The organism is Bradyrhizobium sp. USDA 4452 (genome assembly GCF_054063575.1).
The window spans coordinates 7,978,418-7,991,889 of record NZ_JBSSGK010000001.1 but is presented as its reverse complement, the minus strand read 5'-3'; the positions used below and the strand labels follow the sequence as shown (position 1 = coordinate 7,991,889).

Genomic DNA, 13,472 nt, shown 5'->3' with positions numbered 1-13,472 from the left:
TGTCGTGCGTAAATGGATAGGGCGACACGCGGCCGTGGTCGTCGGCCAATATTCTCGCGTTGGATCGTCCATGACCTTCCAAAGTGGTTGTCGCGACGCGGTATTGCGCTTTTGGACGCACGTTCTGGCCGCCAGGCGGCGCGGATGGCTGCGATCAGGCTCTGTTTGCCGAGGATGTTCATCAACCGTGTGAGAGCATGCAGCGCATCTCGGCAGGAAGTGGGGCGCATCCATGCGGGCTTTGATCGTGCCGAAGGGATGCTCGACCGTCTCCGCACGGCGTCGGGATTGGAATCGACCGTCTGTGGACCTCCTCGACCACATGGTCATGCTCCCAACGCGAGATGCGGCGCTCCTTGGATGGCGTACATTGGCTCTTAATCGCGCAGCTCTGGCACGCTGCCGTCGACCAATAACGGCGCAGCGTCATTCCGTGCTCGATGTTGGTGTAGTGAGGGCAGCAGCTGGCCGGATTGGGCAGCGGTAGACGTCCTCATCAGGCAGGTAGGCGAAGTCCTGCTTGCCGAACCGGCCCTCCGCCTTGGCGTTCGACGTCATGGTTTGGGCAAGGTGACTGCAACGCCGGCCTCTTCGCGGGCTAGTATCTCCTCTCAATCAAAGTAACCACGATCGGCGACCGCCTCGTGCTTCTTGGCGCCTGCATAATGCTGAAGTAGAGCCAGCGGATGGGCGGCTTGCTGCCTTTGCGATTTTGGGCCGACCGTCCGCGAACACCATCGCTCTCATCGGGAACAGAGCGTTCATCGAATCATGCGCTACTAACTTGCCGCCTATGAATGGATCGCCATAAAGCCGGTGCTCCCCAATAAGCCACGTGGCCTGCCGCGCGTGAATGATCGCCGTGCCCTCAATAGCATCTTTTTGGCTTTGCGGTCCGGGGCACCATGGCGGGATCTGCCGAAGGCCTCGCTTGCCGTTGCCCATGATGCGGCTGTTCAGATAATCGACACCTCAGCATGCACCCTGCATCAGGAGGAACTAGCGCGCAGGCTCTCTATATCCATATCCCAAGTTGTTTTATTACATGTATCATATAATATCGGCGCCAACCGATCCGGGAGGAAGTGCGATGTCGAACGCAGGGTGGAAGAAAACCGCTTGCAACATCTGCTACGTCAATTGCGGAGTCGAGGTCCTTGTCGAGGAGGATCGCATCGTTAAGGTGCGGGGTGATCGCGGCAATCCGAAGTCGCAAGGCTACCTCTGCAACAAGGCGGCACGCATTCCCTTCTATGCTCATCATCGAGACCGGTTGACGACGCCATTGCGGCGACGTCCCGATGGAGGCTTTGACGCCATCGATTGGGATACTGCGATCACCGAGATCGCAACCCGGCTCCAGGATGTCGTCGACCGCCACGGCGGCAAGAGCATCGCCCTCTATGGCGGTGGCGGTCAAGGCAATCACGCCGGCGGCGCCTACGCGACTGGCTTCCTGCGCGCACTCGGCTCGTGCCACGTGTTCAACGCGCTGTCGCAGGAGAAGACCGGCGATTTCTGGGTCAACGGTTTTCTGTTCGGCAGCCAGACCTGCCACACCGCGGAGGACGTGCATCACTGCGATCTCTTATTCGTGATCGGCGCCAACCCCTGGATCGCCCACGGCTTCCCTAACGCGCGCGACCACCTAAACCGGATCAGGAAGGACCCAGCCCGCAAGCTGATCGTGATTGATCCGCGCCGTACCGAGACCGCCGAGATGGCCGACCTGCATCTCGCCGTGCGGCCCGGGACGGATGCATTCCTGCTGGGAGCGATCCTCGCCACCCTGCTGCGACGGGACAAGCTGGACACCGAATTCATCGCCGCGCATACGACGGGCTTCGCCGAGGTGGAGGACGCCCTGCTCCGCATTCCTGTCATGGAGTGGGCCGCGGCAGCTGACATTCCGCTCGACCAGATCGAACGCTGCGCCGACATGATTGGCGAAGCCAAGGCAATGACGGTCCGTGTTGAGCTCGGCATACAGCAGGGCGTCAATTCGACGCTCAACTCCTATCTGGAAAAGCTCCTGATCATGCTGACCGGAAGCTTCGGCAGGCCAGGCACCAACCAGCTTCATAGCTGGCTCATGCCGCTCTGGGGCAACTCTCCGAACCAGAAATTCGCCGCGACCGATACCGAAGTGATCGGAGGCCTTTTGCCGCCAAACATCTTTCCGCAGGCGGTGCTCAACGACCATCCCGACCGCCTGCGCGCGGTATGGATCGACAGCTCCAACCCCGCGAACACCGCGGCGAATACGGCAGAAGTGGAAAAGGCGCTTGGTGCGCTTGACCTCTGCGTCGTCGTCGATGTGGCCATGACCGAAACGGCCCGGCTCGCCCACTACGTGCTGCCGGCAGCGTCGCAGTACGAGAAGACCGAGTTCACGCTGTTCAATTTCGAATTCCCGAAGAACTTCTTCCATGTCCGTTCAGGCGCGGTGTCACCGCTGCAAGGCACCCTGCCCGAGCCGGAAATCTATACGCGGCTCGCTCGCGCGCTCGGACTGCTGCCCGGCGACAATGCGTTGGCGCCACTCCGCGAAGCCGCCTTCCATTCGCGGCCCGCGTTCGCGCAAGCATTTCGCGCCTTCATGGGCGCCAATCCGCAAAGCTCCGCAGTCGGCGCGCTCGTTCTCTATCATACCCTGGGGGCCACCTTGCCGGACGATACGGCGGCCGCAGCGCCGCTCTGGCAGGCGGCGCAGGCCTGCGCCAAGCGATCGCCCGAGGCGGTTCGACGCGCGCTCGGATCACGTGGCGAGGTACCGGACGCCGGTCTTGGAGACGCCTTGTTCGATGCCATCTTCAGCGCGCGGAGTGGTGTTGCCATCACCGAGCACGGCTATGAAGACGTGTGGTCGCTGATCAGCCATCCCGATCGCAAGGTGCACCTTGCCATTGCACCACTCCTCGAATGGCTCGGTGGCCTCGATCCGGCGGCGGCGCAGCGACCTAAAGACTATCCTTTCGTGCTCGCCGCCGGCCAGCGGCGTCTGTTCAACGCCAATCAGATCTTCCGCGACCCAGCTTGGCGGCGTGACGACCCCGATGGCGCACTGTTGATCAATAAACGTGACCTCGACGAGCTCGGCGCGAGCGACGGCGAGTGGATCGCCGTGGAGTCGGCAGCGGGCCGGATCGTGGTCCGTTGCAAGGCCGATGACAGCCTGCGCCAGGGCCAGCTCGCGCTGCCGCATGGCTACGGCCAGAGCTATCCGACCCGCGATGGCCAACGGCTCAGCAACGGACCCCGCGTCAACGTTCTGACCGACAGCGGCAATTGCGATCCGATCGCGGCGACGCCGTACCACAAGCATGTTGCGGTTCGATTGGAGCGGCTCCAGCAAAGTGAAATCGCCGCCTTCGAGGAACGCTCGCGGCGTATTCACGATGGCTGACCTTTCGGGCCGAGGCTCGCCGAATAGCTTCGTCGGGTGAACTCGGTAGACCTCGAGCGTAGATCGAACTGATAAGGTTTTGCCTATTTCCTTATCAGTTGCGAACTGGAGAGGTTTTGTATGAAAGCTTATTAGTCCATTCTCTCCTCCGCTCGGTCGCTCCAAGTCGTGCGCGGTGTTTTTATGGTGCGCTCGAAGGGCCTTCGCATTTGCTGTGATTTCAACGGGTTGCGCGGAGGGCAACGAGATTGGTGCATTTCGCACGCAAAAGTGCCCATTGGCTGAACCGCTGGAGAAGAACCTTGCCCCATGCGAGGTCAGGTTGGCCCCACCCCTCATAACAGTCTGGTTGCAGGTTCGAGTCCTGCCGGGCCCACCAAGAAGATCAATATCTTACTGGATCCTCGTTGCCCGCAGCGCGACGACCGCACCAGAAACCGCACCAAATACGTGCACTTTTCGTTCGTGAGTCACTCGCACTCCGCCCGCTATTAGCCAAACCGAGAGAAGGAACGAGCCAGTTGCTGGCGATCGCCCCCGCTTCATTGCGGCGAAGAATCGCAAATCGGCAACGTTGGGGATTTCCAATACCGAGCTGTTGGCCTGCGACAAGCGCACGTGGACCCGGCAGTTTCGACACGCGGTCGCCAGGACCCCTCACCTTCAAAACCCCGTTTAGGATCGACTCTTGGGACGTGGCCACAGGCCTCCTGCGGACCATGATTCAGATTCTTCTGGGGACATCGGATCGGCTCCGCCACCAGTCCGTGCAGAATCGGAATTAAGCCAACGGTGCAACTCGAGCCTGCCTATCTGGTTGCGGTGGACCTCGTCGGGTCCGTCAGCCAGTCGCAGCAAGCGGGTCGTAGCGAACGCTGCAGAAAGGAAATGGTCATTGTTGGTTCCGCCTCCACCGAATGCCTGCATCGCCCAGTCAACAATCGTCTGCGCCATGTTCGGCGCGACGACCTTGATCATCGCGATTTCCTGCCGCGCAGCCTTGTTGCCGACGGTGTCCATCATATAGGCCGCCCTGAGAGTCAGCAGTCTCGCTTGCTCGATCTTCATGCGCGCTTCGGCCACGCGCTCAAGCGTCACCGTTTGCTCGGCGAGAGGTTTGCCAAACGCGACACGTTTCAGCGCCCGCCGGCACATGCGCTCTAGCACCCGCTCGGACAGGCCGATCAACCGCATGCAATGATGGATGCGTCCAGGCCCGAGCCGACCTTGCGCGATCTCGAATCCGCGTCCCTCGCCGAGCAGCATATTGGCGGCCGGCACGCGTACATTGGTGAACATCACCTCGGATGCACGATCCGGCACGCCGTAAAATCCGAGCACCGGCAACGAGCGGACGACACGCACTCCGGGCGCCTCTTTCGGCACCAGGATCATCGATTGACGCTTGTGACGGTCCGGATGCTCAGGGGCGGTCTGCCCCATGAAGATGATGATCTTGCATCGCGGATCGGTGGCACCGGTCGTGTACCATTTGCGACCGTTGATCACGTAATCGTCGCCGTCGCGCACGATCGAACTGGCCACATTGGTCGCGTCGGATGAGGCGACGTCGGGCTCCGTCATCGCAAACGAGGAGCGAATCTCACCGGCGAGCGGCGGCTTCAGCCATGAAAGCACTGCGGCCGACGGGCGGCCTGATGCTACGCCGAGATGGCAGCAGTCTGCCCTGGAGCGGCAAGGGAGAAATGCTGACACAAGTCGAGCGCATTTCGAAGAAGATCATTCTTGCCGCGGGCCTGCGTCCTGAGCTGACCTTCACCTCGTTTGGTCGACACGGCGGGACCACCGAGGCGAGCACGTCCGGACTCACTGAAACGCAGCTGATGAAGAAGGGCCAATGGTCGTCAACCAAGGCGATGGCGCACTACCTTCATCACGACGATGAGGCCAAACAGGACGCACAGATCAAGCGCATCAAACGACGCAAGCAAGCGGCCAGAAAGTGAACAATTGTCGGAATGGATTCGGCGCTCTTGTCGGAATGGAAATCACGAAATCCGATAAGCGCTTGAAAACATTGGAGCGGGTGAAGGGAATCGAACCCTCGTATTCAGCTTGGAAGGCTGCTGCTCTACCATTGAGCTACACCCGCGTCGGACGATCCCCTAACACGGCCGGACGGCCGCCTCAACTGCCACGGCGTACGGCCTTGTGGTCCGGTAAACGCAAACATTTCCGTGCAATCCGCCCGGTTCCTAGCCTGGATGGGGCGGACGGCGGCCTTAACAGCGGCAGATTCGCCACCTATATTGCGGGTCCCATCAACAAAGAAAGGAGGTGATCCAGTGTCTTGTCTCAAGCGCTGTCACCTCGCTGGGATCGCCCGCTAGGCGCTGAGTAATCAGCCTGGCATCGGGGCGCTCTCAGCCCTGGACCAGCGAGACAACAAATCCGGGGGCGCGGCGGAAGCGATTCCGCCGCGCCTTTTTGCCTGTCGGGGCCCACGCGATTCGCCGCCGCCATGCCGCCGGCGGGATACATTGTCGCAGCACAGAAACCCGCCAGTTCGCTACACACGAAATGTCGGCGTGGGTGGGCGCGAGACGTCCTAGCCAGAAGCATGACCCGGCACGGTGCGAAGCGGTTTTCCCCCGACAAACGCAAAGCATTTGCGCGGAGATCATGCCCGAACAATCATCGCGCCTTGGCGCCTGCCGTATTTGAAATGAGGAGCTTACAAGATGCTTTATGCCATCCTGGCCTATCACGTCGAAGCCGAGGTCAAGTCGTGGAGTGCCGACGAGGACGCAGCCGTCATGGCGGGTCTGCGCGAGGTCCATCAGCGGCTGAAGGGGCGGCTCGGACCGGCTGCACGCCTCGGCGAAACCCGCAACGCCAGCACGCTGCGCGGGCCCGGCCACGGCATGGTGATCGACGGCCCGTTCTCGGAGACCAAGGAGCAGCTGCTCGGCTTCTACGTGATCGATTGCGCCGATGAAGCCGAAGCGATCGCCGCGGCGCGCGACTTGCGCAGCGTCAACCCGTCGGCGGTCTACGAGATCCGCCCGCTGAAGCTCTATATCCCCGGCGCACCGTTTCCGGAAACCGCAGGTCCCAGCGAAGCGTAGCGAGTCCTTTAGCGGCTGGAGCGTCTCGGCAATTTCGGCAGCTTGCTCGGATCGAACTTCGGCAGCGGCAGATCCGGCGGCGGCTCGGGTGCCGCCTCCTGGCTCGGAATCAGCGTCACCTCGAAGGCGAGATCGGGCACGGCATCGGCCCTGCCCTTGCAGGTCGCTATCGCGCCGCTGAAGATGCCCTCGAGCCGCACCACGAGGTCGTCGGTGCCGAACACGGTCGCATGACCGTCGGAATGCCGACTGGCCTTGAGAACGGCGGAGAAGCGCTCGCCGTCGACCTCATAGGTGCCGCTGTAGAGCATGATGGCGTCGCTGCCCCACAGCCTGCCGTCGGCCACATGCACGATGCCGGTGCCGTCAGCGAGCGACGTTCGAAACCACGCCGCATAGGTGCCGTTCTTGAGCATGGAGCCTGTCTCGACTCGCTCCGTTTCTCCGCAAACGATCTGGGCACCGTTGCGTTAACAGGCGGTGAAGGAACTCGCGGTGAAGGAACTTGGCCCCAAGCTCACTGGCCGTCGATCTGCCGTCCCATGATGGCGATCGCCTTCTGATAGACCCCTGCGGCGTTCCATGCCTCGATCGCGGCGAAATTGGGTTCCCCCGGCTGATAGCCGGCGCCGGCGCGCCAGCCATTGGCGCGCAGGAAGTTCGCCGTGGAGGCCAGAGCATTAGCGGCGACGTCGAGATTGCCGGTGCCATAGGCGAGGACGTTCTTCGGCATGAACTGGGTCTGGCCGATTTCGCCATGCATCGAGCCGCGCGTGCTGCCGGACAGACTGCCGCGGTCGATCAGCTTCAGCGCGGCATAGAGCTGGTCGGTGAAGAACTCGGGACGGCGGCAGTCGTAGGCAAGCGTCGCGATCGACGACAGCATGTTCTGGTTGCCGCGCTGGCTGCCGAAGCCGCTCTCCATGCCCCAGATCGCGATCAAGGGCCCCGGCGGCACGCCGTAGCGCTGCTGGATCGAGGCGAACAGGGCCGCCTGCGATTGCTTCAGCGAACGGCCGCGCGCCACGATGGTCGCAGATCCCCGCTTGGCCATGAATTGCTCGAGCGACAGGCCAAAACTGCGCTGGCCGCGATCCGCGGCGATCGTCGCACTGGCGTAGTGCGCCTGCATCAACGCGTCGATCGCGGTGGCGCCGACGCCCTTGGCCCTCGCCTCGCCGGCAAACTGCTCCTTCCAGGCTTCGAATCCGCCGGGCCCGTTGCCGCATTGCGCCGCTTTCGCCTCTGCGCCCAGCGTTGCAACCATCACGACGATGGCGAGCGCCGACGTCGCAATCTGCCAGCCCCTGATCATCCGAAACCTCCTCCGAAAAATGTGCCGCTGCCCCTGCCGGGCGCTGACGATGGCCTGATGTAGATGACCCGACGATGAACGATCCGCCTCAGATTCGGCCGCGGACCGCCACGATATGTCGCCGGCAGCGGATTGGCCATCCCGGCCAGATCAGGCAGGCCGGGACATTTGGCCCTTGCGTTCCGGCGGATTCGACCGCGACGGGCGAGCCCCGCAACACGGCGCTTGACATTGACGCTAACGAGAAGGTGCTAGGCCGACCCTCGACAGGAGATCGCGATGCGGATTCAGGAGGCGGCACACCATCTTGGCGTGAGTGCACGGACGCTTCGGCACTATGAGGCGGCTGGCCTGATCGTGCCGCGCCGGAATTCGAACGGCTATCGAAGCTACGCCGCGTTGGAGATCGAGCGGGCTGCGTGGGTGAGAGACCTCATCGCCGCGGGCTTCTCGACCCGCGAGCTTCGCAACCTCCTGACCGCGCTTGAGGACGGCCGGCGCGGCGCGCGCGTGAACTGCTCCGCAGTAATGCAGGAGAAGCTCGACCAGATCGATCGGGCGATCGCGGCGCTGCGCAAGCGGCGGCGCGCCTTGTCGCGCCGTCTGGCCGGGCCGGATGGCGGTCGCGGCAACATCAGAACATCAGGACCTGGCGATGAAGATACTCAATATCCTGGCGAGACGTTACCTGCCGCTCGAGGGCCTGGACGAGGCCGTGGCCTTCCACGAAGCCCTGATCGGCCAAAAGGCGCGACTTCGCTTCGACTATCCCGAATATGATCTCAGGCTGGCGCAGGTCGCCACGATCCTGTTCATTGCAGGGACGGAACAGAGCCTGAAGCCGTTCACGGCGACGCATCTGACGTTTCTGGTCGACGATATCGACGCATTCGCCGCGCATCTCCCCGGCATCGGCGCTACGGTACTTGAGGCCCCCAAACAGGTCTCGACCGGCCGCAACATGCTGGTGCTGCATCCGGACCAGACCCGCGTCGAATATGTCGAGCATCGCGACAAGCATCCCGCCGACGTGTTGCCGTGAGGACGTGCTGCCTTTGAGCAGGTCAACCACACGGCCGCGATGACGGCAGCGCCAGCTCGCGAAATGCCGCAAGCGATGCCGCTCGCTACGGCACTTCGCCTCGCCGCAGCGGGCCAACGGTCTGCGGGCGGTTGAGGAAGAACTCGCGGTTGCCGAGCGCGGCCTCCGCATACTGGTCGATCGCCACGATGATCGCCTGCACGTGGTGAAAGCACCAGCCTTCCCGCGTCGCCATATGCCGGACCTCGGCCAGCGCCTTGATCCAGGGCGCATGATCATCGCTGTCGTGGAAATACCGAAGCGGCTCTCTCATCTTTCCTCCGGCAGATCACGTCCTCGAGCTCGGCGCGCTTGCGCGACAGCAGAAGCTGCGCCGATGCACTGTCGCGTCCGGCCTGCCTCAGCCGGTTCACGGATGTGTCGAGCGCGCGCAACTCGGCGCGCAGCCGCTGCATCCTGGCTGCATCATCAGGCACGCGCTTCGCCGGCGACCGGCTCTCGCTTCACCGCGCGAAGAAAGATCGGTGTCGCGGCGCGGCGGCGCGGCGCAACGCTCGCATGCACGATGATCGGCTCGCGGTCACCCAGCACGCTCCGCTCTTCGACCAGACGGCTCATCACCAGACGCATCTTCAGCAGATCCCCGGCAACGAAGGCGCAATCCTCATCCCGGTTGATCTGCTGTCGCATGATCGCCTCAGCCTCGAGCATGCTGACGCGCAGCGCCTTGATCTGCCTGCGAATTTCGTTGATGCGGTTGTCCATGGCGGCCTCCTATTCACGATGGAGGGCAATTAGAACAAAACAAGAACATACAGTCAAGCGGCGGAGCCGGCCTGTCGCGGATTTTGATGATCGCCTGTTGTGGGAACCGGGAGGATCACCATTCTGGCGAACTCAACGTGAGGATGTCCGATGAAGCAAAGAGCCGCGGACGAACGCCGGCCGGGATCACAGCGAACGCTCGCAGGTCGTCCGCAGCGAAGCCGCGGCAGACCGTCACAGCCGCCGCCTCTTCTGCGGCCTGCCTTCCGCGGATGCGTATCGACAGGATTTCCTCTGTGCTCAAGCCTTCCGCGGCAGACAAACGGGCGACACATGACTGTGGAACAATTCACTCTTGGAACTTGTCTACTCAAATAGACAAATTAGAATGGGGTCGATTCTGTTTCGATCATTGCGCTGTACATGACGAAGTCTTCCAAACTGGTCGCCGCCAAGCGCGGCAAGGTCCTTCTGGTCCGACGTCGATCTGACGGGCTGTGGATGTTCCCCGGCGGGCGCAGGCGTGCGCGCGAGACCGGCAAGGATTGCCTGAAGCGTGAGATCAAGGAAGAGCTGCCGAAGCTCAAGCTCGGCAGGCTCAGCCTCTGGAAGGAAGTGACGGCCAAGAACAAGCGCTCCGGCCGCAAGATGAGCGATGCGATCTTCATCGCCAAGAACGCCAAGGGACGGCTGGCGATCGGCGACAAGAAGGAGATCGACCGCGCCGCCTGGCATAAGCCCCGCGGACTTCGCCTGACGCCGACCTCGCGCTACATCCGCGATCGGCTGTTTCCGAGGAAGCAGCGGCGCCGGAGATAGACCGCGGAATATCTGCTGCGCGGAAAATCGCGGATTTCATCTTTGATGGCGGTTGGGCGGGCCTGCCTTGCTGATTTGTTGAGCTTCGCACACCATCGACGCGTGCTAGGAATGATGTGATCCGTCCGGACCGGACATGACATCAGCCGGAATTGCGTCAGAATGGGCTTCCCCTCCAACCGCCAGAGGCGGCTGTTCAGAATCGTTTCCGCGCGCTGGCAGCGCCGGGCCATCTTCCTGCTGGGCGGCATTGCGGTCGGTGCGGCGGCTGTCGCGCTCGCACAGCTCGCGGATCTGGCGCAGCTCGCCTTCTCCGCACTGGTGTCGCATCTCCGTTATGCCTCGCTGGTGCTGACGCCGACAGGCTTCGCGCTGTCGGTATTCCTGACCAACCGCTTCTTCCCGAACGCGCAGGGCAGCGGCATCCCGCAGGCCATCGCCGCACGCCATCTGACCGACCAGACCGCGCGCGAGAGCCTGGTTTCGCTGCGCATTGCCGCCGGCAAGATCCTGCTGACCCTGTTCGGCCTCTTGTGCGGCGCATCGGTCGGGCGCGAGGGACCGACGGTGCAGATCGGCGCGTCGATCATGTTTGCGCTCGGCCGCTTCTCGCCCCGGCGCCAACCCGGCCTGATCCTTGCCGGCGCGGCGGCAGGTGTCGCGGCAGCCTTCAACACCCCGCTGGCCGGGATCGTGTTCGGCATCGAGGAAATGAGCCGCGCCTTCGAGACACGGACCTCCAGCCTGATCATCGGCGCCGTCATCGCCGCGGGCCTCACGTCGCTCGCCTTAATGGGCAACTACACCTATTTCGGCACCAGCGCGACGGGCTTGCGCAACGGCGCCGACTGGCTCGCCGTCCCGCTCTGCGGCGTGGCCGGCGGTCTGGCGGGCGGTCTGTTCAGCCGCATCCTGATCGCGATGGCGCGCGGATTTGCCAATCCGTTGGGGCGCGCGATCAAGCGCTATCCGGTCGGCTTTGCCGCGATCTGCGGATTGGCGGCGGCGATTTGCGGGATCGCTTCCGACGGGGCGATCTACGGCACGGGATATCAGCAGGTCAAATCCGCGCTCGAAGCCGGCTCGCAATTGCCCGCGAGCTTCGGCGTCTGGAAATTCCTCGCCACCGCCTTTGCCTCGATCAGCGGCATGCCGGGCGGCATCTTCGCGCCCTCGCTCGCGGTCGGCGCCGGGATAGGCTCCAACATCGCGCCGCTATTTCACGGCGCGCCGCTGGCGGCCCTCATTCTGCTCGGCATGGTCTCGTATTTCGCGGGCGTGGTTCAGGCCCCGATCACGGCCTTCGTGATCGTCACCGAGATGACCGACAATCACGCGATGGTCGTGCCGCTGATGGCCGCGGCCCTGATCGCTCATGCGAGTTCGAAGCTGATCTGCAAGGAGGGCGTCTACCACGCCCTCGCCAAGGGATTCATCGATCGGACCTCGCCGGCGCAGCGGACGACGCCAGCGTGACGTCTCCGGCCGATCAGGCCTCAGCCGTTATAGGCAAACAGCTCGATCGGCTCGCTGAAGCCGCGTACCGCGTGCTCGCCGACATGCTCGAGCGCGAAATCGTGCTCGACCAGATCGGCGAACGCGCGCGACAGCAGCACGTTCTTTTTCAGCTGCTTGGTCAGGGCTTCGAGACGCGAGGCCATGTTCACCGCCGGACCGATCACGGTGAAGTCGAGCCGGCTGCGCGATCCGATATTGCCGTACATGACGTCGCCGACATGGACGCCGATGCCGTAATTCATCGGCGCCCGGCCCATCATGCCGTTCCTCTCGCTGAGCGCCGCCATCGCCTCGCGCGCCTCCGACACCGCTTGCATCAGGTTGGCGCAGGCCTTGGGATCGCTCAGCGGGAAGATCGCGAGCAGCCCGTCGCCGATGAATTTCAGGATTTCCCCGCCATGCCGCGTGATCGGTTCCGACATCGCGTCGAAATAGTCGTTGAGCAGATCGATGACGTCATCGCGCGGCCAGCTATCCGAGATCCGGGTGAAATCCCTGAGGTCGCAGATCATGATCGCGGCCCGCACCGTCGTCCCGCTGCCCCGCCGCGTCGCGCCGGCCAGGATCATCTCGCCGGCGTGCGAGCCGACATAGGTCTCGAGCAGCGTCCGCGCCAGGCGGTTCTTCATCCGGATCTCGCTGACCAGCGCCAGCACCGGCAGCACTTTGCGCAGCTCGGCGACGTAAACGTCATCGAATCCGCCGGCCCGGTCGGTCGCAAACGTCACGACATGCCGCTTGCCGAGCGTATGCAACAGCGGCCACGCCACATAATCGGTCAGGCCCTGCGCGCGCATCTCGTCATAGAGCGCGTGCTTGCGGCCCTGCGACGGGTCGCGTTCGAGCTGCTCGCGCACCTCCTCGGCACCCTGATGGATCTCGTAGACCGGACTGCCGATATATTCCGATCGCTGCTGGACATCGTAGTCGACCCGCGTGATCTCGGCCTCGCGCTTGCCGTTCGCCCAGATGATCCGGGCGCCGAGCCATTGCGGATGCTGGATCAGGAGATTCATCGTCGCCCGCTTCAGCGGAATGCCCGTGTTCTGCAGCCGGAGGCAGAGCTCGGCAAAGATATTGTCGATGAAGCGCTCATCGCGGGTCTGGTTGGTCAGCCAGCTCACAACGTCGCCGTCGGACTGCGGTGGGACGGGATCGATGTTGGGCGCGTTCATGGCTGGCTCCGGAGCGACGGGTGGGGTCGGCAACCGGTATGTCGTGCTTTCGCCCGGCCACGTCAACGCCGCCAGCGGTATCGTGATCGAGCTAGTCTAGTCGGCCTGCCCGAGCCCCTTGAAAGGCACCGCGGGCCTCCGCGTGATGTGATGACGGCGAAGGCGTAAAGAGAACGGGTTGCCAAAATATCGAAAACAACCCCATGCAAAGTAGCCGGCGCTCGCCCAGGCTACGCTCGACCAGGCCACTTGACACGTCGGGCAACTCACGGGTAGATTTCCAAAATTCCGAAATCGTTCAGCCGCACGCTCGCCGTCCCCCGCACGTGGGGCGAGGTCAATT

At 63.2% G+C, this 13,472-nt stretch carries 12 protein-coding genes, 1 tRNA gene and 2 pseudogenes; 8 read left to right on the top strand and 7 right to left on the bottom strand.

Features of this window, described 5'->3' with window-relative positions; all coding sequences use genetic code 11:
* Positions 1-801: 801 nt before the first annotated feature.
* Positions 802-918 (top strand): annotated as a pseudogene (locus tag ACVISU_RS37775) (transposase); the annotation flags it as partial.
* Between the two features lie 127 nt (positions 919-1,045).
* Positions 1,046-3,406: a molybdopterin-dependent oxidoreductase gene (locus tag ACVISU_RS37770; RefSeq protein ID WP_456710337.1), complete on the top strand. Its 2,361-nt coding sequence runs from the start codon at positions 1,046-1,048 to the stop codon at positions 3,404-3,406.
* A gap of 675 nt (positions 3,407-4,081) precedes the next feature.
* Here ACVISU_RS37770 and ACVISU_RS37765 read toward each other — a convergent pair.
* Positions 4,082-5,035 (bottom strand): annotated as a pseudogene (locus ACVISU_RS37765) (acyl-CoA dehydrogenase family protein); the annotation flags it as partial.
* Between ACVISU_RS37765 and ACVISU_RS37760 the strand changes: the two are divergent.
* Complete coding sequence (locus ACVISU_RS37760; RefSeq protein ID WP_456710336.1) at positions 5,035-5,373, top strand: hypothetical protein; 339 nt, start codon at positions 5,035-5,037, stop codon at positions 5,371-5,373. The pseudogene ACVISU_RS37765 and the gene ACVISU_RS37760 overlap by 1 nt on opposite strands.
* Positions 5,374-5,445: 72 nt before the next feature.
* Here ACVISU_RS37760 and ACVISU_RS37755 read toward each other — a convergent pair.
* Positions 5,446-5,519, bottom strand: a tRNA-Gly gene (locus ACVISU_RS37755).
* Positions 5,520-6,108: 589 nt separating this feature from the next.
* Between ACVISU_RS37755 and ACVISU_RS37750 the strand changes: the two genes are divergently transcribed.
* On the top strand, positions 6,109-6,495 hold the full coding sequence (locus tag ACVISU_RS37750) for a YciI family protein (RefSeq protein WP_050406679.1): 387 nt from the start codon (positions 6,109-6,111) through the stop codon (positions 6,493-6,495).
* Between the two features lie 8 nt (positions 6,496-6,503).
* Here ACVISU_RS37750 and ACVISU_RS37745 read toward each other — a convergent pair whose 3' ends face one another.
* Positions 6,504-6,911 (bottom strand): hypothetical protein, encoded by a 408-nt coding sequence (locus ACVISU_RS37745; RefSeq protein ID WP_050406680.1) that lies wholly within the window; start codon positions 6,909-6,911, stop codon positions 6,504-6,506.
* A 101-nt stretch (positions 6,912-7,012) separates the two neighbouring features.
* Positions 7,013-7,810, bottom strand: coding sequence for a lytic murein transglycosylase (locus ACVISU_RS37740; RefSeq protein ID WP_050406681.1), 798 nt, complete (start codon positions 7,808-7,810; stop codon positions 7,013-7,015).
* Between the two features lie 279 nt (positions 7,811-8,089).
* Between ACVISU_RS37740 and ACVISU_RS37735 the strand changes: the two genes are divergently transcribed.
* Both ACVISU_RS37735 and ACVISU_RS37730 read left to right on the top strand, forming a co-directional pair.
* Positions 8,090-8,590: a MerR family transcriptional regulator gene (locus ACVISU_RS37735; protein ID WP_456710335.1), complete on the top strand. Its 501-nt coding sequence runs from the start codon at positions 8,090-8,092 to the stop codon at positions 8,588-8,590.
* Positions 8,526-8,852, top strand: a complete 327-nt coding sequence (locus ACVISU_RS37730) for a VOC family protein (RefSeq protein WP_456710334.1) — start codon at positions 8,526-8,528, stop codon at positions 8,850-8,852. Before ACVISU_RS37735 ends, ACVISU_RS37730 begins: the two co-directional genes overlap by 65 nt.
* Positions 8,853-8,937: 85 nt before the next feature.
* On the opposite strand, the gene ACVISU_RS37725 is transcribed toward ACVISU_RS37730, so the two are convergent.
* Both ACVISU_RS37725 and ACVISU_RS37720 read right to left on the bottom strand, forming a co-directional pair.
* Positions 8,938-9,165 (bottom strand): hypothetical protein, encoded by a 228-nt coding sequence (locus tag ACVISU_RS37725; RefSeq protein WP_021081740.1) that lies wholly within the window; start codon positions 9,163-9,165, stop codon positions 8,938-8,940.
* 155 nt (positions 9,166-9,320) lie between these two features.
* Entirely contained in the window at positions 9,321-9,617 is a 297-nt protein-coding gene (locus tag ACVISU_RS37720) for a hypothetical protein (protein ID WP_456710333.1), read from the bottom strand.
* Positions 9,618-10,040: 423 nt separating this feature from the next.
* On the opposite strand from ACVISU_RS37720, the gene ACVISU_RS37715 reads away from it, so the two are divergent.
* Together ACVISU_RS37715 and ACVISU_RS37710 are read left to right on the top strand one after the other, a co-directional pair.
* Positions 10,041-10,436 (top strand): NUDIX hydrolase, encoded by a 396-nt coding sequence (locus ACVISU_RS37715; RefSeq protein WP_050406684.1) that lies wholly within the window; start codon positions 10,041-10,043, stop codon positions 10,434-10,436.
* 162 nt (positions 10,437-10,598) lie between these two features.
* Positions 10,599-11,912: a chloride channel protein gene (locus ACVISU_RS37710; RefSeq protein ID WP_050406685.1), complete on the top strand. Its 1,314-nt coding sequence runs from the start codon at positions 10,599-10,601 to the stop codon at positions 11,910-11,912.
* A gap of 20 nt (positions 11,913-11,932) precedes the next feature.
* On the opposite strand, the gene ACVISU_RS37705 is transcribed toward ACVISU_RS37710, so the two are convergent.
* The gene (locus ACVISU_RS37705; protein ID WP_456710332.1) at positions 11,933-13,129 is read right to left on the bottom strand and encodes an adenylate/guanylate cyclase domain-containing protein; all 1,197 of its coding nucleotides are present in this window, start codon (positions 13,127-13,129) and stop codon (positions 11,933-11,935) included.
* Between the last annotated feature and the right edge of the window lie 343 nt (positions 13,130-13,472).

What these genes read in the sequence shown, in the direction of transcription:
- ACVISU_RS37720 (WP_456710333.1), bottom strand. Translation starts at nt 9,617, where the DNA reads ATGGACAACCGCATCAACGAAATTCGCAGGCAGATCAAGGCGCTGCGC.
- ACVISU_RS37750 (WP_050406679.1), top strand. Translation starts at nt 6,109, where the DNA reads ATGCTTTATGCCATCCTGGCCTATCACGTCGAAGCCGAGGTCAAGTCG.
- ACVISU_RS37740 (WP_050406681.1), bottom strand. Translation starts at nt 7,810, where the DNA reads ATGATCAGGGGCTGGCAGATTGCGACGTCGGCGCTCGCCATCGTCGTG.
- ACVISU_RS37705 (WP_456710332.1), bottom strand. Translation starts at nt 13,129, where the DNA reads ATGAACGCGCCCAACATCGATCCCGTCCCACCGCAGTCCGACGGCGAC.
- ACVISU_RS37725 (WP_021081740.1), bottom strand. Translation starts at nt 9,165, where the DNA reads ATGAGAGAGCCGCTTCGGTATTTCCACGACAGCGATGATCATGCGCCC.
- ACVISU_RS37745 (WP_050406680.1), bottom strand. Translation starts at nt 6,911, where the DNA reads ATGCTCAAGAACGGCACCTATGCGGCGTGGTTTCGAACGTCGCTCGCT.
- ACVISU_RS37715 (WP_050406684.1), top strand. Translation starts at nt 10,041, where the DNA reads ATGACGAAGTCTTCCAAACTGGTCGCCGCCAAGCGCGGCAAGGTCCTT.
- ACVISU_RS37760 (WP_456710336.1), top strand. Translation starts at nt 5,035, where the DNA reads ATGAAAGCACTGCGGCCGACGGGCGGCCTGATGCTACGCCGAGATGGC.
- ACVISU_RS37770 (WP_456710337.1), top strand. Translation starts at nt 1,046, where the DNA reads ATGTATCATATAATATCGGCGCCAACCGATCCGGGAGGAAGTGCGATG.
- ACVISU_RS37710 (WP_050406685.1), top strand. Translation starts at nt 10,599, where the DNA reads ATGGGCTTCCCCTCCAACCGCCAGAGGCGGCTGTTCAGAATCGTTTCC.
- ACVISU_RS37735 (WP_456710335.1), top strand. Translation starts at nt 8,090, where the DNA reads ATGCGGATTCAGGAGGCGGCACACCATCTTGGCGTGAGTGCACGGACG.